22 protein-coding genes are annotated in these 26,406 nt (G+C 60.6%); 9 read left to right on the forward strand and 13 right to left on the reverse strand.

What is annotated here, in order from left to right; all coding sequences use genetic code 11:
• The first annotated feature begins 53 nt into the window (after positions 1 to 53).
• The gene (locus phaeop14_RS15995) at positions 54 to 689 is read left to right on the forward strand and encodes a class I SAM-dependent DNA methyltransferase (RefSeq protein WP_040175274.1); all 636 of its coding nucleotides are present in this window, start codon (positions 54 to 56) and stop codon (positions 687 to 689) included.
• A 197-nt stretch (positions 690 to 886) separates the two neighbouring features.
• On the opposite strand, the gene phaeop14_RS16000 is transcribed toward phaeop14_RS15995, so the two are convergent.
• From phaeop14_RS16000 to phaeop14_RS16010, 3 genes are all read right to left on the reverse strand, one after another.
• On the reverse strand, positions 887 to 1,672 hold the full coding sequence (locus tag phaeop14_RS16000; RefSeq protein WP_096790092.1) for a carnitinyl-CoA dehydratase: 786 nt from the start codon (positions 1,670 to 1,672) through the stop codon (positions 887 to 889).
• Positions 1,665 to 3,731, reverse strand: a complete 2,067-nt coding sequence (locus phaeop14_RS16005; protein ID WP_096790093.1) for an acetate--CoA ligase family protein — start codon at positions 3,729 to 3,731, stop codon at positions 1,665 to 1,667. The genes phaeop14_RS16000 and phaeop14_RS16005 overlap by 8 nt, the downstream gene beginning before the upstream one ends.
• A 105-nt stretch (positions 3,732 to 3,836) precedes the next feature.
• Positions 3,837 to 5,000, reverse strand: a complete 1,164-nt coding sequence (locus tag phaeop14_RS16010; RefSeq protein ID WP_040178908.1) for an acyl-CoA dehydrogenase family protein — start codon at positions 4,998 to 5,000, stop codon at positions 3,837 to 3,839.
• A 91-nt stretch (positions 5,001 to 5,091) separates the two neighbouring features.
• On the opposite strand from phaeop14_RS16010, the gene phaeop14_RS16015 reads away from it, so the two are divergent.
• The 7 genes from phaeop14_RS16015 to msrA all read left to right on the forward strand — a co-directional run bounded on the left by phaeop14_RS16015 (position 5,092) and on the right by msrA (position 12,108).
• The gene (locus tag phaeop14_RS16015; protein WP_096790094.1) at positions 5,092 to 6,036 is read left to right on the forward strand and encodes a GlxA family transcriptional regulator; all 945 of its coding nucleotides are present in this window, start codon (positions 5,092 to 5,094) and stop codon (positions 6,034 to 6,036) included.
• 108 nt (positions 6,037 to 6,144) lie between these two features.
• The gene (gene ade, locus phaeop14_RS16020; protein ID WP_096790095.1) at positions 6,145 to 7,953 is read left to right on the forward strand and encodes an adenine deaminase; all 1,809 of its coding nucleotides are present in this window, start codon (positions 6,145 to 6,147) and stop codon (positions 7,951 to 7,953) included.
• 70 nt (positions 7,954 to 8,023) lie between these two features.
• Positions 8,024 to 9,505, forward strand: a complete 1,482-nt coding sequence (locus phaeop14_RS16025) for an AMP nucleosidase (RefSeq protein ID WP_040178912.1) — start codon at positions 8,024 to 8,026, stop codon at positions 9,503 to 9,505.
• Positions 9,506 to 9,646: 141 nt separating this feature from the next.
• Positions 9,647 to 9,934: an HU family DNA-binding protein gene (locus phaeop14_RS16030; RefSeq protein WP_014876311.1), complete on the forward strand. Its 288-nt coding sequence runs from the start codon at positions 9,647 to 9,649 to the stop codon at positions 9,932 to 9,934.
• 209 nt (positions 9,935 to 10,143) lie between these two features.
• The gene (locus phaeop14_RS16035) at positions 10,144 to 11,028 is read left to right on the forward strand and encodes a DMT family transporter (RefSeq protein ID WP_040175320.1); all 885 of its coding nucleotides are present in this window, start codon (positions 10,144 to 10,146) and stop codon (positions 11,026 to 11,028) included.
• A 112-nt stretch (positions 11,029 to 11,140) separates the two neighbouring features.
• Positions 11,141 to 11,590, forward strand: a complete 450-nt coding sequence (msrB, locus tag phaeop14_RS16040) for a peptide-methionine (R)-S-oxide reductase MsrB (protein WP_014876313.1) — start codon at positions 11,141 to 11,143, stop codon at positions 11,588 to 11,590.
• Positions 11,587 to 12,108 (forward strand): peptide-methionine (S)-S-oxide reductase MsrA, encoded by a 522-nt coding sequence (gene msrA, locus phaeop14_RS16045; protein WP_096790096.1) that lies wholly within the window; start codon positions 11,587 to 11,589, stop codon positions 12,106 to 12,108. Before msrB ends, msrA begins: the two co-directional genes overlap by 4 nt.
• Positions 12,109 to 12,193: 85 nt before the next feature.
• Here msrA and phaeop14_RS16050 read toward each other — a convergent pair whose 3' ends face one another.
• The 5 genes from phaeop14_RS16050 to phaeop14_RS16070 all read right to left on the reverse strand — a co-directional run bounded on the left by phaeop14_RS16050 (position 12,194) and on the right by phaeop14_RS16070 (position 18,400).
• Positions 12,194 to 14,200 (reverse strand): hydantoinase/oxoprolinase family protein, encoded by a 2,007-nt coding sequence (locus phaeop14_RS16050; protein WP_096790097.1) that lies wholly within the window; start codon positions 14,198 to 14,200, stop codon positions 12,194 to 12,196.
• Between the two features lie 78 nt (positions 14,201 to 14,278).
• A complete protein-coding gene (gene queG, locus phaeop14_RS16055; protein ID WP_096790098.1) occupies positions 14,279 to 15,331 on the reverse strand; it encodes a tRNA epoxyqueuosine(34) reductase QueG in 1,053 nt (350 codons plus the stop codon).
• A 150-nt stretch (positions 15,332 to 15,481) separates the two neighbouring features.
• A complete protein-coding gene (gene tdh, locus phaeop14_RS16060; RefSeq protein WP_040175319.1) occupies positions 15,482 to 16,510 on the reverse strand; it encodes an L-threonine 3-dehydrogenase in 1,029 nt (342 codons plus the stop codon).
• Positions 16,511 to 16,524: 14 nt separating this feature from the next.
• Entirely contained in the window at positions 16,525 to 17,712 is a 1,188-nt protein-coding gene (locus tag phaeop14_RS16065; protein ID WP_096790099.1) for a glycine C-acetyltransferase, read from the reverse strand.
• 121 nt (positions 17,713 to 17,833) lie between these two features.
• Positions 17,834 to 18,400, reverse strand: coding sequence for a helix-turn-helix domain-containing protein (locus tag phaeop14_RS16070; RefSeq protein ID WP_014881477.1), 567 nt, complete (start codon positions 18,398 to 18,400; stop codon positions 17,834 to 17,836).
• 136 nt (positions 18,401 to 18,536) lie between these two features.
• Here phaeop14_RS16070 and phaeop14_RS16075 point away from each other — a divergent pair, with 136 nt between their 5' ends.
• A complete protein-coding gene (locus phaeop14_RS16075) occupies positions 18,537 to 19,712 on the forward strand; it encodes an acetyl-CoA C-acyltransferase family protein (RefSeq protein ID WP_096790339.1) in 1,176 nt (391 codons plus the stop codon).
• 66 nt (positions 19,713 to 19,778) lie between these two features.
• Here phaeop14_RS16075 and phaeop14_RS16080 read toward each other — a convergent pair whose 3' ends face one another.
• From phaeop14_RS16080 to phaeop14_RS16100, 5 genes are all read right to left on the reverse strand, one after another.
• Positions 19,779 to 20,954 carry an ABC transporter permease gene (locus tag phaeop14_RS16080; RefSeq protein ID WP_096790100.1) on the reverse strand — a complete coding sequence of 392 codons (1,176 nt, stop codon included), beginning with the start codon at positions 20,952 to 20,954 and terminating at the stop codon, positions 19,779 to 19,781.
• A gap of 5 nt (positions 20,955 to 20,959) precedes the next feature.
• Positions 20,960 to 22,231, reverse strand: a complete 1,272-nt coding sequence (locus phaeop14_RS16085; RefSeq protein WP_096790101.1) for an ABC transporter permease — start codon at positions 22,229 to 22,231, stop codon at positions 20,960 to 20,962.
• 100 nt (positions 22,232 to 22,331) lie between these two features.
• Positions 22,332 to 23,438 carry an extracellular solute-binding protein gene (locus tag phaeop14_RS16090; protein WP_040175246.1) on the reverse strand — a complete coding sequence of 369 codons (1,107 nt, stop codon included), beginning with the start codon at positions 23,436 to 23,438 and terminating at the stop codon, positions 22,332 to 22,334.
• Positions 23,439 to 23,527: 89 nt separating this feature from the next.
• On the reverse strand, positions 23,528 to 24,628 hold the full coding sequence (locus phaeop14_RS16095) for an ABC transporter ATP-binding protein (protein ID WP_024098818.1): 1,101 nt from the start codon (positions 24,626 to 24,628) through the stop codon (positions 23,528 to 23,530).
• Positions 24,629 to 24,982: 354 nt separating this feature from the next.
• A complete protein-coding gene (locus tag phaeop14_RS16100; protein WP_096790102.1) occupies positions 24,983 to 26,377 on the reverse strand; it encodes an aspartate aminotransferase family protein in 1,395 nt (464 codons plus the stop codon).
• Positions 26,378 to 26,406 lie beyond the last annotated feature (29 nt).

A 26,406-nucleotide genomic window follows, 5' to 3' on the forward strand; every position in this document is an offset into this window, starting at 1 on the left:
TCTTCTTGGGTGCAAGGGTTGATTCAACGGCCAAAACCGCATTTCCTGTACCCATGGCGGAAAAACCGATCACCCTGACCACAGCCTACGGGCTGGAGACGCCGGACCATTCCCGGCAGCTCTATGCCGACTGGGCCGAAAGTTACGACCAAAGCTTTGCACAGGAGACGGGCTATATCCTGCCGGATCAGGTGGCCGGGCTGTTTGCTGCGGCAGAGGGATATGGCCCGGTTCTGGACGTCGGGGCGGGCACGGGACTATGTGGCGTGGCGCTGAACCGGCGCGGGATCGCGCCGATCGATGCCACGGATATCAGTCCCGAGATGCTGGCACAGGCGCTGCGCAAGGATGTCTATCGCGATGTGATCGAGGCGGATTTGACGGTGGGCGTGCCGGTACCGCGTGCCGCTTATGCCGGGGTGGTTTCCTCTGGCACCTTCACCCATGGCCATGTTGGCCCTGAGGTGCTGCCGGGCCTGCTGCGCCTTGCGCGCCCCGGCGCGGTGTTTGCACTGGCTGTGAATGCGCGGTTCTCGGCCCGGTCCGGCTTTGCCTCAGCGTTGGAGCGGTTGCAGGACGGGGGGTGGATCCGCAACCTGACTCTGCCTGAGGTCGCCATCTACGGTGCAAAGGCGACCGGCGCCCATAGCGCGGACACGGCACTGATTGCTTTGTTTTCCAAGGTCTAGCGCCAGCGCGTACGATACCCGTGATCCACGATTCGGTCTGATATGTTGCGGGACCCGCTGCGCCATAGGGCGCAGCGCCACGCCCAACGGCACAGGGGGGCCATCAGGTCACCCGAAGCGGGCGGGAGTGCCGGCCATCCAAAACCCCCCGCCATTCATCGCCGCATAGGGCCCCGAAAACCGGATCACGCTCCTTCTTAGCGGCCCTTCCAGACCGGATCCCGTTTCTCGGCAAAGGCCAGCGCGCCTTCCATCTGGTCCTCACTGTCATAGAGCACATCAACACTGCGCAGCTGGCGTTTGGTGATGCGGTTCATGGCGTCCTGAAATTTGCTATCCTCAGCGTCGCGGACAATCTCCTTGATCGCGGCGTAAACCAGCGGCGGGCCTGACGCGAGCAGGCGGGCCAATTCCCAGGCGCGGTCCAACAGCTGATCAGCCGCTACGATTTCATTCACCAAGCCCCAGCGATGGGCCTCTTCAGCATCAAACCAACGTCCCGTCAGCAACAGCTCCATGGCGATGTGATAGGGAATGCGTTTGGGCAATTTGATCGAGGCGGCATCCGCCACCGTGCCGGAGCGAATTTCCGGCAGCGCAAAGGTGGCGTGATCTGCGACAATGATCATATCCGCCGACAGCGCCAGTTCCAGCCCGCCACCGCAGGCGATACCGTTCACGGCGGCGATCACCGGCTTGTTCATATCGCGCAGCTCCTGCAGCCCGCCGAAGCCGCCAACACCGTAATTGCCGTCAACCGCATCTCCGTCGGCCGCCGCTTTCAGATCCCAACCGGGGCAGAAAAACTTCTCACCGCCGCCGGTCAGAATCGCCACACGCAGTTCAGGATCATCGCGAAACTCCCGAAACACCTCGCCCATGGCAACGCTGGTTTTCAGATCAATGGCGTTGGCCTTTGGCCGATCCAGTGTGATTTCCAGAATGGCACCGTCGCGGCGCGTCCGGATGGGGGTATCAGTCATAGGTCAATTCCTTCTCTCGCAGCAGCGCGTCCACCGCAATGGCGTCACTGGGCGTACAAATCAGCGGGTTGATTTCAATTTCTTCAACTGTGTCCGAATGGGCAAGCACATAGCGTTCCACCGCCCGCACCGCCCGCAGAACAGCCGGACGATCTGCTGCCGGGGCACCGCGATACCCGTCAAGCAACCGGGTGATCCGCAGTTGATCCAGCGCCGCCTCCAGCATGGTGTCGCTGACCGGCAGCAGCAGCGACACGCTGTCCTCCAGCAGCTCGGTCCACACACCACCGGCACCCAGCGTCAGCACAAACCCATGTGCCGGATCGCGCGTCACCCCGATCAGCAGTTCCGCAACCGTCCCGGTGATCATCTCCTCCAGCAGCAGTTGATCTCCCGGCATCTCCCGCGCGGCGTCGACGACAGCCTTTTGTGATCCAAGGGCAAGGCGCACCGCGCCAGCTTCGCTTTTGTGGGCAAGGCCTTCGGCCTTCAATACGAGGGGGAGGCCAACTTCTGATGTTACCTCAGCCAGCGTCTCATCCAGCGTTTCGCGGGACAAACGGCAGCTCCGTGGAATGCGCAGACCGGTTGCGGCAAGGCGCTGTTTGGCGATGCCTTCCGGCACAAGTGGTATGTCAGAGATCACCCCATCAGGGTCCGGCCGGGGCAGGAGCGCAGGCACATCCGACGGGCTTGCGATCTGGCTGGCGGCCATCGCGGCGCTCATCGCCTCCCGCAGACCACAAAGCGGCACCACCCCCGCTGCGAGCAGGCGGTCCGCGATCTCTTCAGGCATAAGTTCGGGCAGTGTCGCAACCATGGCCAAAGGAGCGCCAGTGTGCATCCGCGTGGCCACAGTGGCCTCAATTGCGCACGCCCAATCTGCAGCACTACACCGATCCTCGCGTGGGAAATCCACAATCAGCATCAACAGATCCAGATCAGGATTAACCATCGCACTGAACGCCTGTGTCATCGCAGGCACATCGCGCCAGATGTAGGTGTGATAGTCCAGCGGATTGGCCAGCGCCACCATAGGCCCAAGTGCGGCCCGCAGCGCCTGATGCTGCCCGTCGGACAGCGGCGGAAAGGTGACGCCCTGCGCCTGTCCCAGATCCGCGGCGAGACTGGCCTCCCCACCGGAACAACTGATCGTAGCAACCTGTGATCCCCGCCGGGGACCAAGCACATGCAGGATTTTCAGCGTTTCCAAGAACACCGGCAAATCATCGACCCGCGCAATCCCACAGCGCCGCAGGAAGGCTGCCGCCCCCGCCTCCTGTCCCGCCAGCGATGCGGTATGCGACAGGGTCGCGGCCTGGGCCTGATCCGAGCGCCCCACCTTCAGCGCCGCAATCGGCTTGCCACAGGCGGCGGCCTCCTGCGCCAGCGCCTCAAACGCGCGCAGATCACGGATACCTTCAATATGCAGGCCAATGGCGGTGACGCGAGGATCCTCCAGCAGGCCCCGCGCGATCTCCGCCATATCGCTCTGCGCCTGATTTCCAACGGTGATCATATAGGCTATTGGCAGCCCACGCGCCTGCATGGTCAGATTGATGGCGATATTGGAGCTTTGGGTGAGAATGGCGACACCCTGCGCGACCTGTGCACCGCCATGCTGATCCGGCCAAAGCAGGGCGCCATCCAGATAGTTGATGAACCCATAGCAATTGGGGCCAAGGATTGGCATATCACCAGCCGCCTGTAGCAAATCCTGCTGCAGATCAGCGGCGTCGGATGCCTCTTTCTGCGCCTCAAGAAAACCGGACGCAAAACAGACGGCGCCCCCGGCTCCAGACCGGGACAGTGCGGCCACAACTTCAACGGTTGCGTATCTGTTGACCCCAATGAAACTTGCATCAGGGGCTGCAGGCAGAGCCTCGACAGAGGCAAAAACCGGCAAACCGCAAAGCTCCGTAGCCTTGGGGTGAACAGGCCATATCTCTCCGGCAAATCCCATCTTCTGCAGCTGCTGGATCACCTGGCGGCACCAGGCCCCACCGCCGATAACGGCGATTGTGCGGGGGCGGAACAGCCTGTTGAAATCACGCCTCATCACGGATGCTCCCGATCAGTCTGAAGTAAGGATGCCTTCGGCGAAATGGACCCGGCTGCTGACACCCCTGCCGCATGACGGGGACAGCACCATGCCTGCCCGTCATCACCCTCCCCTCGCACGCAGCAACTCGCGGCTGATGATATGGCGTTGGATTTCACTGGTCCCTTCCCAGATCCGTTCCACCCGCGCGTCGCGCCAGATGCGTTCCAGTGGCAGCTCATCCATCAGCCCCATACCGCCATGGATCTGGATCGCCTCATCCGCCACCATGGCGAGCATCTCCGTGGCCTTGAGTTTGGCCATCGACATATCGGCTTCGGTCACACTGCCCTGATCAAACTTCCAGGCGGCCTCCCAAGTCAGAAGGTTCGCGGCCTTCAGCTCCGTTGCCATATCTGCCAGTTTGAAAGAAACGCCCTGGAATTTACCGATCTGCTGGCCGAACTGGCGACGTTCAGCGGCATAGGAGATCGCATGATCCAGCGCGCGTTCTGCCCGTCCGATACAGGTCGCGGCCACCTGCAGCCGGGTGGCGCCCAGCCAAGTGTTGGCCACATCAAAACCTTTGTCGACCTCACCCAGAACCGCAGATTTGGGCAGGCGGCAATCGTCGAATTCCAGCACCGCATTGGTGTAGCCTCGGTGGCTCACATTGCGGTAGCCATCGCGGATGGTGAAACCTGGCGTGCCTTTATCAACGAAGAAGGCAGTGATTTTCTTCTTGGGCCCGCGCGGGGTGTCCTCCTCACCGGTGGCCATAAACACGATGGCGAAATCGGCGATATCCGCGTGGCTGATGAAATGCTTGGTGCCGTTCAGAATGAAGTCATCGCCATCGCGATGGGCGGTGGCGGTCATGCCGCGCAGATCGGAACCGGCACCTGGTTCTGTCATCGCCAGACAGTCCCATTTTTCGCCTCGGATGCAGGGGTAGAGATATCTCTCTTTCTGCTCCTCGGTGCCCGCCAGAAGGATGTTCGACGGGCGCGCAACGCAGGTCCAATGCAGGGCATAATTGGCGCGGCCTAGCTCCTTTTCATAGAGCAGCCATGTCAGCGTATCGAGGCCTGCACCGCCGACCTCCTCAGGCATATTGGCGGCATATAATCCGGCTTCAATCGCCTTGGCTTGGATCTCGCGCACCAGCTCCATTGGCAAATGGCCACTGCGCTCCACCTCCAGTTCATGCGGATAAAGCTCCTTGGTGACAAAGGCGCGTGTGGTGTCCACGATCATCGACTGTTCTTCGGACAGGCCAAATTGCATTTCCGCTCCCCCCTTTGGTGGCTTTCTGCGTTGCTCTTGACCCGAGCCTAGGGCTGGGAGAGGCTGCTATCGTGCAGAAACGGACATTTTCATGCCAAATTGGAAGAAACCTCACGCCGCACCGCAGCAGATCGACCTGCTGCTGTTTGATCAGTTCTCCGGCCACTGCCTCGCCAATACGGTTGAGCCGCTGCGTGCGGCGAACAGCTTTGCCGGGCGGCAGGTGTATTCCTGGCGGTTTGTTACGGTGGACGGCGGCACCGCGATGTCGTCTGCCCGCATGGAGGTCACCGCGCAGATGCCGCTGCGCAAGGCCGAGGGTGATATGCTGATTGCGATGCCCAGCTATGGCTATATGCGCCACGCAACTGAGACCACCGCGCGGGGGTTGCGGGCGGCAGAGCAACGCTATGACGTTCTGGCAGGGTTTGACACGGGCGCCTGGCTGCTGGCGGCGGCCGGGCTGCTGGATGGCTATCGCGCCACCATTCACAGCTCGGAACTGGAGGCTTTTGCCGACATGTTTCCGGCGGTTCAGGCGGAGACACATCGGTTTCTTTGGGATCGTGACCGGCTGACCTGCTCCGGCGCCATGGCGGCCTTTGACGGGGTCCTCTACATGATTGCACAGCAGCACGGGCAAGCGTTGCGGCTGGATGTGGCAGCCCTGTTTCTAAGCGAAAGCCAAACCGGGAGCAGCCGGTCAGCCCCTGTGCGCAGCACCTCCGTGGCCCGGGCCATCCGGGCGATGGAGGCCAATCTGGAAACGCCACTGCCGCTGGAGGACGTGGCACGTCATGCAGGGCGCAGCCTGCGGGATCTGGCGCGCCGTACGCGGGGCGAGTTGGGCACGACACCGCAGGCGCTTTATCGGCATTTACGGCTAAAACAGGCGAAACGCCTTGTCTTAGAGACTGATTTCAGTGTCGCCGAGATTGCGTTACGTTGCGGATATGAGGATCCCAGCGCGTTGACCCGCGCCTTTCGCAGCGCCTTTGCGACCACGCCGCGCGCCCTGCGCGCCGCCCGAAGATAGCACTGGCGGCTCCCGGCAGCGGTCTTCTTGTTTTGCAAAAAGCAGCTATTGTTTGCGCTCGCAGTTAAGAGGCCTTGCGCTTACCCGGGTTATCAGAACAATTGGGCCATGACAGATATCGCATTCCCAAGCTGGCCCGACGTTGCCCCCCAATTGATCGAAGTCGCGGCAGGTCGCCGCCCTGCGGATACGGTGATCCGCAAGGGGATCTGGGTCAATGTTCACACCCGCGAACAACTGCCCGATCATGACATCGCCATCGTTGCAGGGCGCATCGCCTATGTCGGTCCCGACGCGAGCTATTGCACCGGTCCTGACACCGAGGTGATTGAAGCCGATGGGCGCTATATGATCCCCGGCCTCTGCGATGCGCATATGCATATTGAATCCGGGATGCTGACCCCCGCAGAATTCGCCCGTGCAGTGATCCCGCACGGCACGACATCAATGTTCACCGACCCGCATGAGATCGCCAATGTGTTGGGGTTGGAAGGTGTGCGTCTGATGCATGACGAGGCGCTGTTACAGCCGGTCAATATCTTCACCCAGATGCCCAGCTGCGCGCCCTCCGCGCCGGGGTTGGAGACCACCGGCTATGAAATTTCACCCGAGGATGTTGCCGAGGCGATGAGCTGGCCGGGGATTATCGGGCTGGGTGAAATGATGAATTTCCCCGGCGTGGCGGCGGGGGATCCGAAGATGCTGGCGGAGATCGCGGCGACACAACGCGCGGGCAAAACCGTGGGCGGGCATTACGCCTCCCCTGATCTGGGGCCGGATTTCGCAGCCTATGTGGCGGGCGGTCCGGCAGATGACCACGAGGGCACCTGCGAGGCGGATGCCATCGCCCGGATGCGGCAGGGGATGCGCGCGATGGTGCGGCTGGGATCGGCCTGGTACGACGTTGAGGCGCAGATCACCGCAATCACCGAGAAGGGGCTGGATCCGCGCAACTTCATCCTGTGTACCGACGACTGCCATTCCGGCACATTGGTCAATGATGGCCATATGAACCGGGTGGTGCGCCACGCCATTGACTGTGGCTGTGATCCGTTGATTGCGATCCAGATGGCGACGATCAACACCGCGACACATTTCGGGCTGGAGCGGGATATCGGTTCCCTCACACCGGGGCGGCGCGCCGATGTGATCCTGACATCCGACCTCAAAACCCTGCCGATTGAGGTGGTGATGGCCCGTGGTCAGATTGTTGCCAAGGATGGTCAGATCACCGTGGATTGCCCGCATCTGGACTGGCCCGACAGCGCGCGGGGCACGGTGCATCTGGGGCATGAATTGAGTGCGGCGGATTTCGAAATCAGCGCGCCGGACGGCGCCAATGCCGTGACTGCGAATGTGATCGGTGTCGTGGAGAACCAGGCCCCCACCAAGGCGCTACAGGCAGAGCTGCCGGTGGTCGACGGGCTGGTTGAGGGCAACCAGGAGGTCTGCCAGATCGCATTGGTGGAACGGCACCGTGCGACGGGCGGTGTAACCAACGCCTTTGTCTCTGGTTTTGGGTACAATGGACGGATGGCGATGGCCTCCACCGTGGCGCATGACAGCCATCATATGATTGTCGTCGGCACAGACCGCGACCAGATGGCGCTGGCCGCCAATCGTCTGGCCGAGGTCGGCGGCGGCATCTCCATTTTCCGCGATGGCGCCGAACTGGCATTGGTGGAGCTGCCCATTGCCGGGCTGATGTCCGACAGCCCCGCCACCGAAGTTGCTGCAAAGGCGCAGAAGATGATGGAGGCAATGGAGACCTGCGGCTGCAGCCTCAACAACGCCTATATGCAGCATTCGCTGCTGGCGCTGGTGGTGATCCCCGAGTTGCGGATTTCCGATCTGGGGCTGGTGGATGTGCGCAGTTTTGAACAGATCCCGGTGATCGTGAGTGCCCAACCCGCCTGACCGCCCACCCGTTTCAACCGACCTTCTGAGCCGCACAGCGGACCCCGTTTTCCAGTGATCGAGCATACTCATGACAACAGTTAAAACCCCTCAACTCCCGGCGGCGGAAGAGTTCACGGATGCGGCGGCAGCTGTCGCCCGACTGGAGCTTCTGTACCGCGAGGCGACACAGTTTCTCTGCGCTGAATTCTCGCGGATTTTGAGCGATGGCCCAGCGGTCGGCAGCACCGGCACCACCCATCGTATTCGTGCGTTCTACCCCGAGATCCGCTTTACCACATCGTCCTTTGCGCAGGTGGACAGCCGGTTGAGTTACGGCCATGTCTCAGCCCCCGGCACCTATGCCACCACGGTGACCCGCCCCGACCTGTTCCGCCATTATCTGACCCAGCAGATCGGCCTGTTGATCCGCAATCACGGCCAGCCAGTGACCATCGCGGTTTCTGACACGCCGATCCCGGTGCATTTTGCGGTGGCGGCAGATCCCAGCCTGACCGTTCCGCAGGAAGGTGCGGCCGGGTTCACGTTGCGCGATGTCTTTGATGTGCCGGATCTGGCGACGACCAATGATGACATTGTGAACGGCACCTATAAATCAACCGATGACACCGGGCCGTTGGCGTTGTTCACGGCACAGCGCGTGGATTATTCGCTGGCCCGCCTTGCCCATTACACCGCGACCGATGCCAGCCATTTCCAGAACCACGTTCTGTTCACCAACTACCAGTTTTATGTGGCCGAATTCGAAGCCTACGCCCGTGCGCAACTGGCGGATCCCGCATCGGGCTACAGCAGCTTTGTCAGCACCGGCGATCATGAGATCACCGAGGCCGAGGCGGAGATCCCTGCGATTGCAAAACTACCACAAATGCCGACCTATCACCTGAAACGGGAAGACGGCAGTGGCATCACGCTGGTCAATATTGGCGTTGGCCCGTCCAACGCCAAGACCGCCACCGATCATATCGCGGTTCTGCGACCCCACGCCTGGCTGATGGTTGGCCACTGTGCCGGGCTGCGCAACACCCAGACGCTGGGCGATTTCGTGCTGGGCCATGGCTATCTACGCGAAGATCACGTGCTGGATGACGACCTGCCGATCTGGACGCCAATTCCGGCGCTGGCGGAGATTCAGGTCGCTCTTGAGGATGCGGTGGCAGAGGTGACAGAGCTGGAGGGCTACGACCTGAAACGGATCATGCGGACAGGCACCGTCGCGACCATCGACAACCGCAACTGGGAGCTGCGCGACCAGTCCGGTCCGGTGCAGCGCCTGTCTCAATCCCGCGCGATTGCGCTGGATATGGAGAGCGCCACCATCGCCGCCAACGGCTATCGCTTCCGGGTGCCTTATGGCACGCTGCTGTGTGTCTCCGACAAACCGCTGCATGGCGAGCTGAAGTTGCCCGGTATGGCGTCTGAGTTCTATCACACCCAGGTTGCGCGGCATTTGCAGATCGGGATAAAGGCGATGGAGCAGCTGCGCGGCATGCCTCTGGAACGATTGCACAGCCGAAAACTGCGATCCTTTGACGAAACTGCCTTTCTTTGAGAGTTATTTTGCCTCTAATTCTTCGAAAACCCCTATTTTATGGGGTTTTTGACAACACTACTCGTTGTGTTCGTACACTACATAACGCTAGAGTTACGCAATGAGGCCCCATAACTCGGGCAGTGACAAGGAGACCTAAGAATGTCCAAACCGATGACCAAGACCCAGCTTGTTGCCGCACTGGCTGAAGAGATGGACAGCGACAAGAAGGCCGCAGGCGCAGCACTTGACGCTGTTTGCGCGCTGATCACTCGCGAAGTATCCGGCGGTGGCGCTGTGACTCTGCCCGGTGTTGGCAAGATCTACTGCCGCGAGCGCCCCGAGCGTGAAGTGCGCAACCCGGCCACCGGTGAGAAGTTCACCAAAGAGGCCGACAAGGTGGTCAAGATGACCATCGCCAAAGCGCTGAAAGACAGCGTGAACGGCTAAGGGTCAAGGCACGGTTGACCGTGTTGCGGGTCGCCTTTTACAGGCGGCCCTTTTTTGTGCCACCGCGTCAATCGCACTGCTGATGCAGGTGAACGGACGTGGGACGCGAATTCGGTTCCCTGCGAATGCTTGCCTTGCTAAACCTATCCAAACTGCGCCTGACCAGGCGACGGTGGGGACCGGTGGCTGACCGGCAGGGGGACAAATTCATGGATCTGCGCGCTTTGGCGATGGGGCTGGCCTTTGCCTTCATGTGGTCGTCTGCCTTCACATCGGCGCGGATCATCGTGGCCGATGCTTCTCCGCTGTATTCGCTGGCGTTCCGATTTCTGATTTCCGGTCTGATCGGCGTCGCGGTTGCCCGCTACATGGGACAAAGCTGGCGTCTGACGCGCGGCCAGCTGAAGGCAACAATCATCTTTGGCATCTGCCAGAACGCGCTTTATCTCGGCCTGAACTTCGTCGCGATGGAAACCATCGAGGCCTCGCTGGCGGCGATCATCGCCTCAACCATGCCGATGCTGGTCGCCATTGCGCTGTGGCTGGTTTACGGCGAACGGCTGCCTGCGCTGGGAGTTGTGGGACTGCTGGCAGGGGTGCTGGGCGTCGCCTTGATCATGGGCACCCGTATCAGCGCCGGGGTTGATCTGTTTGGTGTTCTGCTCTGCGGGATCGGTGTGCTGGCCCTGACACTGGCGACGCTGGCCCTGCGCGGTGCGACCTCCGGCGGCAACTACATGATGGTGGTGGGGCTGCAAATGCTGGTCGGTTCGGCCGTTCTGTTTGTGGCAGCCCCGATGGTGGAGACCTTCCGCCTGACCCCCAGCTGGCCGCTGGCGCTGGCCTTTGTCTACACCACGCTTGTTCCCGGTCTGACCGCCACTTTCATCTGGGTGCTGCTGTTGAACCGGATTGGCGCAGTGCGCGCCGCGACGTTCCATTTTCTCAACCCGGTCTTCGGCGTCGCGGTGGCCAGTGCCCTGCTGGGAGAGCAATTGGGGCTCTTGGATATCATCGGCGTCGGGATCGTCACCTTTGGCATTCTGGCGGTGCAATTGGCGCGGCAGTCCGCGCAGCGCACACCAAAGCCATGACGCTGCCCTGCGCTCTGATACCACACACGCAAACGCGAGTCGCTGAAATACAGCTTTGCTTTTGCCCCGAACGACCCCATTTACAGCAACACAAGCACGATCGGAGGACATGATGCGCAGCTATTCCAAAGACCCGGACGCCATTGCGGCCCTCTCGGAAGAAGAATTCTACGTCACCCAAAACGCCGGTACGGAACGCCCCGGCACCGGCAAGCTGCTCGGCAACAAGGAACCCGGTATCTATGTCGATATCGTTTCTGGCGAGCCGCTGTTTGCCTCTGCCGACAAATATGAATCCGGCTGCGGCTGGCCGAGTTTCACCAAGCCCATTGAGCCTGCTCATGTGCAGGAGCTGGAGGACCGGACCCTTGGCATGATCCGCACCGAGGTCCGCTCGACCCATGGGGACAGCCATTTGGGGCATGTGTTCCCGGACGGTCCGGCAGACCGTGGCGGCCTGCGTTACTGCATCAATTCAGCCTCCCTGCGGTTCGTGCATCTGGACGACATGCGGGCAGAAGGCTACGGCGATTACATAGATCAAGTGGAGGATAGAAGATGAGCAGCACCACAGAACGTGCCGTCCTGGCCGGTGGATGTTTCTGGGGCATGCAGGACCTGATCCGCAAGCGCCCGGGCATCGTCAGCACCCGCGTCGGGTACTCCGGTGGCGATGTGCCCAATGCGACCTACAGGAACCACGGCACCCATGCTGAGGCGATCGAGATCATGTTCGATCCCAGCCAAACCAGTTATCGCGCACTGCTGGAGTTCTTCTTTCAGATTCATGACCCAACCACCGTCAATCAGCAGGGCAACGATCTGGGGATGAGCTATCGCTCTGCGATCTATTATGTTGATGCCCACCAGAAGGCGATTGCCGAAGACACCATCGCTGATGTCGATGCCTCGGGGCTGTGGCCCGGCAAGGTGGTCACAGAGGTCGAGCCGGTAGGTGATTTCTGGGAAGCGGAGCCTGAGCATCAGGACTATCTGGAGCGGCAGCCCAACGGCTATACCTGCCATTTTGCCCGTCCCGATTGGGTGCTCCCCAAGCGCAGCGAGACTGCTGCCGAGTAAGTCGTCTGTAAAGGTAACCCCAAGCCACAAAGGCCCCGTCATCCGGCGGGGCCTTCTGCGTTAAGGCGGTGGTCAGCAGTGGTGGTTAACCCTGGGCTATACGCGGGCGACCGTTGGCCTCCACCGTCAGGAACGCCTCGACAAACACCTGCCGTGCCTCCACCTCGGCAACGCGAATATCACGGTCCACCTGGATGGAGATATCCTGCGCACCCGCAGCCTCCGCCGCGGCGCGGGCCTCCGCGCGCAATTCGGTTTCCAGACAGATCAGGGCCTCCTCCGAGGCGGCGAAATCCTGCGGGCCGTGCTCCAGATGCACCCGGTATCGGCCTTCCTCCGGCGCGGTCACGGTGCCGCTGCGCCGCATGGTGATGCGGCCCACCACTGCCCCGATGGCATTGGCGACACCGGCATGATCCGGCAGGATCATCCGACAGTGAAGGCGAGCCCCAACAGCGGGGTAGTAGCTGGGCGCGGAGGCGCCAAGGCCCACGACATCCACATTCAGTCCTGCCTTGATGGCGACAAGCCCTCGATGTCCGGTCAGCCCACGCTGCATCAGAACATGGCGCGCAAGCTGATCCGGCGGCGGTCCAAAGGGGTTACTCTCTTCCGCAAATGCAGTCTCTAACAAGGTCAAAGAGGTCTGTTCCGTCATCTGATCAACGATCATCTGCGCCAAGGTCTCCGCATCCGGGGCCAGACGATCCCCGGACCCAACCCGGCGGCGGGCAAACAGCGTCAGCGCCTTCTCAGCTGCCGCACTGTCCCAACTGGACAGCCGCCCAAGCGCATGGCTGGCATCCGACGGCGTGACCCCGGCCACCTGCACCAACCCCCGGTCCACCAACCGCATCAATGCGCCCTGCTCGATGCGGCTCTGTAGCACAGCACCAATGGGATGTGTCTGGTCTCCGATCCGGTCCAACACCCGGGCTTCCCTGTCGCTGAGACCAAGAGAGTGCTGGCCGGGAATGGCGCGCACAAAGCGACCGTCGTATTCACCGACAGTGGCGGCGCGCAACTGCGTATCCAGCGCGGCATGCACCACATCCGGTGCCATCGTCGCGACCAGGGAGACCGGCAGCACCCGGCGCGGCCCAAGGCTGACGCCGCCGCTCAGCCCGGCGGCAACCGGATGCACCTGACTGTCGCCACCCAGACCGCTGGTGCGCATCGCGACCGCCTCCACCATGGTGCGAAACCCGCCCACCTGCGCGCCTGCCGGGTCGATCTTGGGCTTCCCGTTTTCGATCAGCGCCACGTCGGTGGTGGTGCCGCCAATATCACTGACCAAGGCACTGTCGACGCCAGTTAACCAGCGCGCCCCCACCAAAGACGCCGCCGGGCCGCTGAGGATTGTCTCAATCGGGCGCGCCCGTGCCTGCGCTGAGGACATCAGCGCGCCATCGCCGCGCACCACCATCATCTGCGCTGTGATCCCAAGGTCAGCCAGACGCGTCTCAGCGCGCCCGATCAACCGGTCAATCATCCCGATCAGCCGCGCATTCAGAACCGCCGTCAATGCGCGTTTCGGCCCATTCAGCCGCGCGGACAGTTGATGTGAGCAGGTGACGGGAACGCCGGTTTCCTCAGTAATTATGCGGGCCACCTCCAGCTCATGGGCGGGGTTTCGGGTCGCAAACTGACCGGCAATGGCAAACCCGCTGACCGAGGCCGCCTCCCGTTGCAGAAACCCGCGGAGCGCCGCTGTGTCCAGTGGCGCAGCCTCACTGCCGGAATGGCTGTGTCCCCCAGCCAGAACCAGCGCCGGGTCACCCTTCAGCGCCTCACGCAGCCCGTGTCGATCCAGATCCGCCTCACCAAAGCCGATATAGATCAGCGCGACGCGCCCTCCCTGCCCCTCCACCAGCGCATTGGTCGCCAGCGTTGTGGACAGCGCTGCCAGCGCAATCTCTCCCGGTTCCACCGCAGCCTCTGCCAGCACTGCGGCAACCGCCTCCCCCACGCCGATGGCCAGATCCTGCCGGGTGGTCAGCGCCTTGGCCTTGGCCAGCACATCGCGATCATCGCGGATCAGAACCGCATCCGTATAGGTGCCGCCTGTATCGACCCCAAGCAAAAGCGCCATGGCCGTTCTCCCTTCACCATCTCTTTGGTCTTGGTCACCGGTTTAGCGCAGCCCTGCCGCCGATCCATCCTGTTTGCGTCACGTCAGTCGCTGAACGGCCCAACGGGCGGCATCCGCCACGGTGGGATCAGGATCTTCGGTCAGGGTTTCTGCTGTCGGGCGCAGTTTGAGCAGACCGGAATTCCCGATTGCATAAAGCACGTTGCGCACAAACCGGTCCCGGCCGATCCGCTTGATCGGAGAGCCGGAAAACAGCGCGCGGAAGCCCGGATCATCGAGAGCGGCCAGTTCCGCCAGCTTGGGCGCGTTGAATTCCGGGCGCGCCTCATAGCGGATGTCACTGGCGGCCACGGCAAATTTGTTCCAAGGGCAGGCCGCAAGACAATCGTCACAGCCATAGATCCGGTTGCCCAGTTTGCCGCGCAGCTCCTCATCGATGGGCCCCTTATGCTCAATCGTCAGATAGGAAATGCAACGCCGCGCATCCAGCTGATAGGGCGCCGGGAAGGCATCGGTCGGACAGGCAGTCAGGCAGGACCGGCACGAGCCGCAGTGATCAGGTTCAGCAGTATCGGCGGGAAGGTCGAGCGTCGTGAAAACAGAGCCTATGAAGGCCCAATTTCCCCAGTCCCGGCTTACCAGATTGGTGTGTTTTCCCTGCCAGCCAAGACCCGCCGCCTGCCCCAGCGGTTTCTCAGGCACCGGCGCGGTGTCGACAAAAACCTTGACCTCGGCAGGATCACCGGTACGCGCGGCCTCCGCAATCAGCCAACGGGCCAGACGCTTCAGGCGCTTTTTCACCAGATCGTGGTAGTCCTTGTTGCGCGCATAGACCGAAATCGCTGCCCGATCTGCTTGTCCGACAATGTCCATCGGATCGACGTCAGGTGTATAGCTTTCGGCAAGCATGATCACAGAACGTGCCTCAGGCCAAAGCTGGGCTGGGTCGCCACGCCAATGGCTGCGTTCCTCCATCCAGCCCATCTGGCCATGATACCCCGCGTCCAGAAACGCCTGCAGCCGCTCTGGCACCTCCGGCACGTCCGACGGGCGGCAGATCCGGCACGCTACAAACCCCTCCGCCAGCGCCTGCGCGATCAAGCGGTCTTTTATGTCGGCTGTCTCTATCATCTGGCTAGACATATATACCGTGTTGCCTCGGTCAACATCCGGAAACGGTAAAGCTGTGGCTGTGACCGGATAGATCGCATGTCAAAATGCCCGTGTGAGGCACTATAAGATCGCGGCGCTCACAGGCCCGAACTCGATCACCCCAGCCTATCAGGTCCAGTGCAGCACGACTTTGCCGCTGCGGCCGGACTTCATTGCGGCGAAGCCTTCCGCGAAATCCTCGACATCAAACCGATGGGTGATGACCCGGCTGACATCCAGCCCATTCTGCAACATTGCGATCATCTTGTACCAGGTCTCGAACATCTCGCGGCCATAGACGCCTTTGATGGTGATCGCCTTGAACACGATGCGCGACCAATCAACGGGAGATTTGCCAGGCGGAATGCCTAAGAGGGCAATTTTGCCACCCATCACCAGCGCCTCCACCATCTGATCCAGCGCCGCCTGCGACCCTGACATCTCCAGCCCGACGTCAAAACCCTGCTTCATGCCGAGGTCGTGCACCACGTCCTGCAGATCCTCCTGTGCGACATTCACCGCGCGCACGGTCGGCACCACGTGCTGCGCTAGCGCCAGCCGGTCTGGGTTGATGTCGGTGATCACCACGTGCCGCGCGCCGGCATGCCGCGCCACCGCAGCCGCCATAATACCAATCGGACCAGCCCCGGTGATCAGCACGTCCTCGCCCAGAAGATCAAAGCTGAGCGCCGTGTGGACAGCATTTCCCAGCGGGTCGAGGATGGCGCCAATCTCATCCGGGATCTCCTCCGGCAGCGGCACCACGTTGAAGGCCGGCAGCTTCAGATACTGCGCAAACGCGCCCTGCTCATTCACCCCGATGCCGCGGGTGCCGGGATCCAGGTGGAACTTGCCCGCCCGGCTCTGACGTGAATCCGTCTGGATCAGATGCCCCTCGCCCGAGCAGCGCTGCCCAACCGCCAGATCGGTGACATTGCGGCCGATCTCGACAATCTCGCCCGCGAATTCATGACCGGTGATCATCGGGACCGGCACCGTATGGGAAGCCCATTCGTCCCAGTTCCAGATATGAATGTCCGTGCCACAGATGCCGGTGGTTCTGATCTTGATCAGCACTTCGTCTGGACCGATCTCCGGCACCGGCGCCTGCACCATCCACAGGCCTTCCTGCGGATGGCTCTTCTCCAGCGCCTTCATCGTGTTGGGCACGCTCATGACACGATCCCCAACTCCTTGCCGACCTTGTCAAATGCGGCCAATGCGCGGTCCAGATCGTCCCGCGTCAGCGCTGCATTCATCTGCGTGCGGATGCGGGCCTGGCCACGTGGCACCACCGGGAAGAAGAAGCCGGAGACATAGACACCCTCGTCAAACAGCCGGGAGGCCATATCCTGCGCCAACTGTGCCTCGCCCAGCATCACTGGAATGATCGGATGCTCACCGGGCAAAAGGTCAAAGCCCAGTTTTTCCAACCCCGCACGCCAGTAGCGCGCATTCTCAAACAGCTGCGCCCGCAGGTCGTTCCCTTCCTCGACCAGCCGGATCGCCTCCAGCCCGGCGGCCACAATCGAGGGCGGCAGCGAGTTGGAGAACAAATAGGGCCGCGCCCGCTGCCGCAGGAGGTCGATCACTGGCTGCGGCCCGGCGATATAGCCGCCAATGGCCCCCCCAAGTGCTTTGCCCAATGTTCCGGTGACAATATCCACATCCACCCCGAAATGCTCCGGCGTGCCCGCCCCCGTGGCGCCCATGAAGCCGGTGGCATGGCAGTCATCCACCATCACGATGGCATCGTATTTGTCAGCCAGCGCGCGGATCTCAGGCAGTTTTGCCAGATAGCCATCCATCGAGAACACCCCGTCGGTGGCGATCATGATATGCCGCGCGCCGTCCTCGCGGGCCTGTTTCAGCCAGGCCTCAAGGTCGTTCATATCGCTGTTCAGGTAACGATAGCGCTTCGCCTTGCAAAGGCGGATGCCGTCGATGATCGAGGCATGGTTCAAACTGTCGGAGATAATCGCATCCTCCGGCCCCAACAGCGGCTCAAACAACCCGCCATTGGCGTCGAAACAGGCGGCAAACAGGATCGCATCATCCTTGCCCAGGAATTTGGCCAGACGCTGCTCCAACTCCCGGTGAATATCCTGGGTGCCGCAGATAAAGCGAACGGAGGCCATGCCAAAACCCTTGTCATCCATCACGCCACGAGCAGCCGCGATCAGATCGGGATGATCCGCCAAGCCAAGGTAATTGTTGGCACAAAGGTTGATGACCTCAGCATCCCCAACCCGGATCTCGCCCCCCTGAGGGGAGGTGATCATTCGTTCCCGCTTGTAGAGACCATCGGCTTTGATCTCTTCCAGGGTCTTGGAGATGTCGGTCAGAAAATCAGTAGACATGCGGGAACTCCTTCTCTTTCGAGTCGGGGTTCTAGCATAACGGATGAATTTCCGAAATAGGAGATTTCAGGATAGCGGATGTATATCCGTCAAAATGGACAATCCCCGCGACAAACTTGCGTCATGCGTTTTTCACGATCAGGAAAACGCGGGCCGCACCGCCCAATGCTGCAATGGAATGGGTCACATCTGCGGCATATCGTGCGGTATCCCCTGCATGCAGCCGATCGGTTGCACTGCCGGAGGTGAGCGCCACGGCCCCTTCCAGCACGGTTACATGCTCAACCGTCCCCCGCCCGTGCGGCTGACTGTTTAGCGCACCGCCATCCTTGAGCCGGATATCGTAGACCTCGTGTCCACCAGCGTCTTCCGGAGGGGACAGAATGCGAATCAAGCACCCCTCGCCCATATTTTCAATCGACGGGACATCGCCATCACGCAGGATTTCGATACTGTCCTGCGCCTCATTGCTGTCCAACAGCCCGGCAAAATCAACCTGAAGCGCGCGCGTCAAATTCCATAGGGTCGCAATCGTCGGGGAGCTTTCACCGCGTTCAATCTGGCTCACCATAGAGCGGCTCACCCCAGAGAGATTCGCCACCGCCTCAAGGCTGAGACCCTGGGCCCGGCGCGCCTCTTTCAGGCGGGCAGGCAACAAGGTCAGGATATCGTCTACATGTTCCGTCATGACGGAATCACTGCGCCTTTACGACCTATTTGTCAAACAGACGCCGTGGCACGGCCGTCGTGTTTTGACGGCACGTTCTGCGGGACAGGCCATGCTGCATCTGCATACTCTGCGCCAAACCTATGAGGAGAGAGAAATGACCGATATCGTGATCCTGGATGGCGCCCGCACCGCCATCGGCACCTTTGGCGGGTCGCTTGCCGGCACCACGCCGATTGATCTGGCAACCGTGGCCTCCAAGGCCGCAATGGAACGCTCCGGCGTCGCGCCCGAACAGATCGGCAATGTGGTCTTTGGCCATGTGATCAACACCGAGCCCCGCGACATGTACCTGAGCCGCGTGGCGGCGATGCAGGCCGGCATCCCCAACGGCACGCCAGCGATGAACGTCAACCGGCTTTGCGGATCTGGCGCGCAGGCGATTGTCTCCGGCATCCAGTCCCTCATGCTGGGCGATGCGGAATTTGCCCTTACCGGTGGTGCCGAAAATATGTCGCGTAGCCCCTTCATCGTGCCAAGCGCGCGCTGGGGTCAGAAAATGGGTGATGCGCGGGCCCTCGACATGATGCTGGGCGCGCTCAACTGCCCGTTCGGCACCGGCCACATGGGGGTGACGGCGGAAAACGTCGCGGATGAACATGACATTACCCGCGCCCAGATGGATGAATTTGCTCTCGCCAGCCAGACCCGTGCTGCCGCGGCGATTGAGGCCGGATATTTCGCCAGCCAGATCACTCCGGTTGAAGTGAAGGTAAAGCGGGACATGGTCCCGTTTGAGGTGGACGAACACCCCAAAGCCAGCACGCTGGAGACATTGGGCGGGCTGAAAGCTGTGTTCAAAAAGGACGGTCGTGTCACGGCCGGCAATGCCAGCGGTATCAACGACGGCGCAGCCGCCATCGTCATGGCCACCGCCGACGCAGCGCAAAAGGCGGGGCTGAAGCCCAAAGCGCGCATTTTGGGCTACGCGCATGCCGGTGTCCGCCCCGAGGTCATGGGCATTGGCCCGGTTCCCGCTGTGCAGAACTTGCTGAAGAAAACCGGATTGTCCGCCTCTGATTTCGATGTCATCGAATCAAACGAGGCCTTTGCGGCGCAGGCGCTTGCCGTAAACAAGGAGCTGGGGCTGGATCCTGCGAAGGTGAACCCGAACGGCGGTGCCATCGCGCTTGGCCATCCTGTCGGTGCGACCGGTGCAATCATCACGCTGAAGACACTTTATGAATTGGAGCGCATCGGTGGCTCCAAAGGGCTTATCACCATGTGCATCGGTGGCGGTCAGGGCATTGCCCTGGCAATCGAACGTCTCTGATTCCGGCCCCGAAACGTAAAAGGCCCCGGTTTTCACCGGGGCCTTTTTCATTGGACAACATATGTCTTAGCTCGGGCTCATCCCGCGCAAGCGTTCGGAACGACGGCGCAGCATCTCAACCACTGTGAGCAGACAGATTGAGACCACAACAAGAATGGTCGCCACCGCCAGAATGGTGGGGGAAATCTGTTCGCGCAGACCGATAAACATCTGCCAGGGCAACGTCTTCTGCCCGGCCGAGCCGACAAAGAGCACGACAACAACCTCATCAAACGAAGTGATGAAGGCAAACAGACCGCCGGAAATCACGCCGGGCAGGATCAGGGGCATCTGCACGCGGAAGAAGGTGGTCACAGGACCAGCCCCCATATTCGCCGCAGCCCGTGTGAGCGAGCGATCAAAACCAACCAGCGTTGCAGTCACGGTGATGATCACAAAGGGAATCCCCAATGCCGCATGGGCCAGAACCACACCAAAATATGTCCCCTGCAGGCCAATCCGGCTGTAGAAGAAATACATACCCGCAGCCGAAATGATCAGCGGCACGATCATGGGCGAGATCAGAATGGCCATGATGGCGCGACGGAACGGCACATGCGGTTGGCTGAGGCCAATCGCGGCAAGCGTGCCGAAGCCCACCGACAGGATGGTCGCCATCGGCGCGATCTTGATGGAGTTCCACATCGCCTGCTGCCAATCCGCGTTGGTGAAGAAATCGCGGTAGTGTTTCAGCGAATAGCCTTTAGGATCGAAGCGGATCATTTCCGGCGTAAAGGTGAAGAAGTCCTGCGCGTTGAACGACAGCGGCATCACCACCAGAATCGGCGTAATCAGGAAAATGAAGATCGCCCCACAAATCACCCGGAACGTATAGTGCCACAGCACCTGCCCCGGAGTGAGATATGGCGCCAGATGCACGCGGTAGCGCGAGGTCGAGAGCCAGAAAATGAACCAACCGACAAAAGCGCCGAACAGGAGCCCCATCACGGCGGCCGGCAGACCGCCCATCACGAAGCCCGCAACAGCGAAGGCTGCGATCAAGACCCAGCGGATCGGCCGCTCCTGATCGCGCATCCCGGCGAGGGCAAATCCAAGCCCGCCGACAAGAGCTGCCCCAATCAGAACCCCGAGAAGCCCGGAGCCTTGGGCGGTCCCCACGAAGAGGCCAAAGAAGGCCCCGGCAGCCGCCGCAACAAGCGCGACAAAACCGGGAGTTTGGTTTTCAACAGGTGTCAAAGCCATGTGTCTTATCCCAGTTTCACGTTGTCGATGCCGACAATCTTGTCATAGGCCCAGTAGAGCGCGAGGACGACGACCAGCAGAATACTGCCAAGTGCCGCAGCAAGACCCCAGTTGAGCGATTGCGAGATGTGGAAGGCAATCCGGTTGGAGATGAAGACACCCTTGGTGCCGCCAACCAGCTCCGGCGTGATGTAGTAGCCGATCGCCAGAATGAAGACGAGGATCGACCCCGCACCGATACCCGGCACCGACTGCGGGAAATAGACCCGCCAGAAGGCTGTCCAATTGGTCGCGCCCAGAGATTTGGCCGCGCGCAGATAGGAGGGGTTGATCGTTTGCATCACAGAGTACATCGGCAGGATCATGAACGGCAGCAGGATGTGGGTCATCGCCACAATCGTGCCGAACTGGTTGTTGATCATCACCAGACGTGCGTCATCTGCAACCAGTCCCAACCAGACCAGCGTATCGTTGATAACACCTTGTTGCTGCAACATGACTTTCCAGGCGGAGGTCCGCACCAGCAGCGATGTCCAGAACGGCAGGAGTACCAGGATCATCAGCAGGTTTGCAGTACGCGACGGCAAATTCGCCAGGATCCAGGCCACCGGATAGCCCAGGATAATACAGCTCACAGTGATCGCCAGCGACATGATCAGGGTGCGCAAGAACAGCGTGCCATAGATACGTTCGTTTTCCGGTCGCAGTTCAGCGCCTTCGGCACCTTTCTGGAAATCGGCAGCATTCAGGAAGTACCCGTTGGTATAGGCGCCGGAATAGGTCTGAATGGTGCGCCAGACTTCGGGATCGGCCCAATCTTCGTCGATTTTGAGGAACTGCTCCTTGAACGGGCCATCCTCAGCCAGATCCCAGCGCTTGACCTTGCGCCCAGCCTTGCGGAACAGCGAGGAGATACCCGGGTTTTCGTAGTTCAGACGCGAACCGACACGGGTATGAGTTTTTTCCTGCGCGGCCACCTGAAGGTCAGCAGCCAGCGCCGCGAATATAGCCTCATCCGGCGTCACGCCCGAATTTGCATCCCAGTCCTGGAGCGCAACCACGGCCTTGGGCAAGGTATCAGAGACGATCCTATTCTCAACCGAGCGGAACAACATGTCGGCAATCGGGAGAATGAAAGTCAGAAGAACAAACAGCAGAAGCGGCGCGATCAACATCAGGGCGCGGATTTTCTGCATCCGGAGAGCTCGGGCCAGGCTACGCTTTAGCGGCGTGCCATCGGCGGCCAGGACCGGTCCGGTGTGGGTGGTATCGCTCATGGGTAGGAGCCCCCGTCGGAATTTTTTGTTGGTGGAGAAAGGGCCGTGCGATAGGCACACAGCCCTTTCCCGATGATGTCAGTGTCTGTTCAGAAACAGATTACTTGGCCAGCCAAGCCTGGAATTTTGCGTCCAGATCATCGCGGTTATCGGCCCACCATTCGTAGTCATAGACATGCACGTTGCCGGCATTTGCCGGATCGGTCGGCATGTGCGGCGCCATATCGATACCCAGAACGGCGTGCTTCCCAACCAGCGGTGCCGACGATGCACGAGCCGGACCATAGGAGATGAATTTCGCCTGATCGGCCAGACGCTGGGTGTCGGTGGCGAACTTCAGGAAGTCCATCACGCGAGCCTTGCGATCTTCGGGCAGGTCAGCAGGCACGATCCAACCGTCGAGGTCAAAGGACTGCATGTCCCACAGCATGTCGATTGGCTGGTTCTGCTCGGCGATTGCGGAGAACAGACGACCGTTAAAGGTCGAGCCCATCACAACTTCACCGTCGGCCAGCAGCTGGGGCGTTTCTGCACCAGCAGTCCACCAGACAACCTGATCCTTGATGCTGTCCAGCTTAGCCAGCGCGCGCTCCACACCCTCATCGGTGCTCAGCACATCATAAATCTCGTCCTTGGCAACGCCATCGCAATACAGAGCCCATTCAACGTTGTCGATCGGACGCTTCTGCAGGGCGCGCTTGCCCGGATATTTTGCAGTGTCAAAGATATCGCAGATGGAGGACGGCGGGGTGTCACCCACTTTGTCCATGCGGTAGCCGAAGGTGGTCGAATACACGATCTGCGGTACGAAGCAGTCGCTGACGATCAGCTCGCCGAAGTCTTCGCTTGCGGGGGTGCCATCGGGCGCCGTAGCCAGCACTTCGTCGTGATCCAGCTCAGCGGCCAGACCTTCGTCGCACATACGCATGGCGTCGGAGGCAACCACATCGACCAGATCCCAGGTCACATTGCCCGCTTCGGTCATCGCGCGCATTTTTGCGGTCGCTTCAGCCGAGCTTTCGTCCCAGATCACTTTCAGATCAGGGTGCATCTCCTGATAGGGTTCGACATATGCCTTCAGCTGGCTTTCCTGATAGGCGCCGCCCCAGGACACGATGGTCATTTCGTTGGCCATATCGGCAGCCATTGCCATCGGCGCACACAACGCCGTGGTGGCCGCCAGGGCAGTCAGTTTGGTGAGTTTCATAGACACTCTACTCCTTGTTGAAATTATTATTTGTCTTGATCGTCGTCCCCCGGTCGTTCACTGCCGGGGGTTCGGGCACGCGTGGAGGCTTAGGCGTCCAACGCGCGGCAATCTTCAGGCAGCCAGCCGATTTCGATCTGCTGACCGGGCTTTAGCCTTTCCTGATCGGGGGCGTTACGAGTTTTGATGATAAACTCATCATTGCCGGCAACCCGCAGGCGGGTGCGGAATATATCGCCCATGTAGATGAATTCCAGCACTTCCGCTTTCAGCGTATGAGCGCCTTCCTGCATCCGGTCCTTATTGTATTCGACGCGTTCGGGACGGATCGAAACACGGGTCCGCTCACCTGGCTTGGACACGTTGATCGGTTTGCAGTCGATCAACTCGCCATCGTCCAGCTGCACCAGCGCGATACCGTTGTTGACCTCTTTGACAGTGCCTTCCAGCGTGTTGTTCTCGCCAATGAACTGCGCAACGAAACTGTTGGACGGTTCTTCATACAGCTGATCCGGCGGCGCCAGCTGCTGGATACGGCCGTCGTTGAAGACAGCGACGCGATCCGACATGGTAAGCGCTTCGGTCTGGTCGTGCGTCACGTAAACCGTGGTGATGCCCAACTGATGTGCCAGATGGGTGATTTCGAACTGCATCTTTTCCCGCAGCTGCTTGTCCAGCGCCCCCAGCGGTTCGTCCATCAGAACCAGTTCCGGTTCAAACACCAGTGCCCGTGCCAGGGCGACCCGCTGTTGCTGACCACCGGACAATTGGGCCGGCCGACGGCCCCCGAAGGCGCCCATCTCCACCATATCAAGCGCGCGCTTCACCTTCTGCTCACGCTCAGATTTGCCCATATTGCGAACCTCCAGCGGAAAGCTGAGGTTTTCGGCAATGGTCATATGGGGGAACAGCGCATAGTTCTGAAACACCATCCCGATGCCGCGCTTGTGGGGTGGGATATTGTTGATCGAGACGCCGCCCAGTCGGATATCACCATGGGTCGCAGTCTCAAATCCTGCCAGCATCATCAGGCAGGTCGTCTTACCCGAACCGGACGGGCCCAACATTGTCAAAAATTCGCCTTTCGGCATGGTGAGGTTCAGGTCTTTGACAACGAGGTTCTCGCCATCATAGCTCTTCTGCACGCGTTCGAATTCAACGAACGCGCTCGTGTTTGACGCATCAGCCAAGTGAGGCTCCCTGGTTTGGTTCGGCAGATTGGCTCTGCACTTCTGTCGCGATGTAAGCACACCCGAGTGTCGGTGCGCAACCGGATCGTCCGGATCATCTCTGCAGTTTACCTTAGGGCCGACAGTTCAACAAACGGTACGTTTTACGACGAACCACCACTGAAAAACGACAATATTCTGCGCGGAAATCAGATAGAAAATCTATTCCCACACGCCGTGATTGATAGTGCCCGATCGTTACCGGAAACACTTCAAGAAATGAATTTGACCACCCGGCACGGATTCGCAAACGTAATAAGGGCGCCAGTCCCAAGCTGGAACTGGCACCCTCTTCATTCAGTGGCAAGCCTGATGTCAGGCGCTGTGCAGCATGTCCTGATCCTGCAAGGCCGCATAGCATTCATCGAGGGACTGACGCGCCCGCGCGATGAGGGTGTCGATCTCTTCCGGCGTGATGACCAGCGGCGGCGAGATGATCATCCGGTCACCGACATGGCGCATCACCAGATTGTTGGCGAAACAACGTTCACGGCAAATATACCCGACAGTGCCACCCTCAGCAGCAAACGCCGCACGTGTCTCCTTGTTCGGGGTTAGCGCGATAGAGCCCATCATGCCGACAATCTTGGCCTCCCCCACCAGCGGATGGTCTGCCAGCGCCTCCCATTTTTCCTTGAGATAAGGCGCGGCCACATCGCGCACATGGGCAACGATGTCTTCCTCTTCCAGGATACGCAAGTTTTCGAGTGCAACAGCCGCCGCCACCGGGTGACCCGAATAGGTGTATCCGTGATTGAATTCGCCGGACCCGATCACCGACGCGATCTCATCGCTGACAATCGAGCCGCCAATCGGCGCATAGCCGGAGGACAGCCCCTTGGCGATTGTCATGATGTCGGGACGAATGCCCACAGTCTGGCTACCAAACCAATTTCCGGTCCGCCCGAACCCGCAAATCACCTCATCTGCAATCAGCAGGATCTCGTATTTGTCACAGATGCGCTGGATTTCCGGCCAATAGGTTGCCGGAGGGACAATCACACCGCCGGCACCCTGCACCGGTTCGGCAATAAACGCCGCAACGCGATCTTCGCCCAGTTCAAGAATTGCCTGCTCCAGCTCTTGCGCCCGAGCGAGACCGAAGTCTTCAGCCGACATATCGCCACCTTCGGCCCACCAGTTCGGCTGATTGATATGGTGGATATCCGGGATCGGCAGGCCGCCCTGTTCATGCATCGCCGTCATACCGCCGAGGCTGCCACTGCCAACAGAGGAACCATGGTAGCCGTTTTTGCGGCTGATAATCACCGATTTTGTCGGTTTTCCCTTCATCGCCCAGTAGTGGCGCACCATGCGGATGTTGGTGTCATTTGCCTCAGATCCTGACCCGGCAAAGAACACATGGTTCAGCCCCTCCGGCGCCAGTTCAGCGATCTTCGCTGCCAGCGCGATAGCTGGCGCATGGGTGGTCTGAAAGAAGGTGTTGTAATACGGCAGCTCACGCATCTGGCGCGCCGCGACATCGGCCAGCTCGTCACGGCCATAGCCGATATTCACACACCAAAGGCCGGCCATGGCATCCAGGATCTCATTCCCTTCGCTGTCCGTCAGCGTGACGCCACGGGCGCGGGTGATGATCCGCGCACCTTTTTCAGCCAGCTCGCCATTGGCGGTGAAAGGATGCATGTGATGGGCCGCGTCCAGCGCCTGAAGCTCGGCTGTGGGCAGGTGATTTGTAATCGCAGTCATGGGACAGACTCCTGAAAGAAGAGATTGCC

It is taken from the genome of Phaeobacter piscinae (genome assembly GCF_002407245.1).
GTDB classification, from domain to species: Bacteria; Pseudomonadota; Alphaproteobacteria; order Rhodobacterales; family Rhodobacteraceae; genus Phaeobacter; species Phaeobacter piscinae.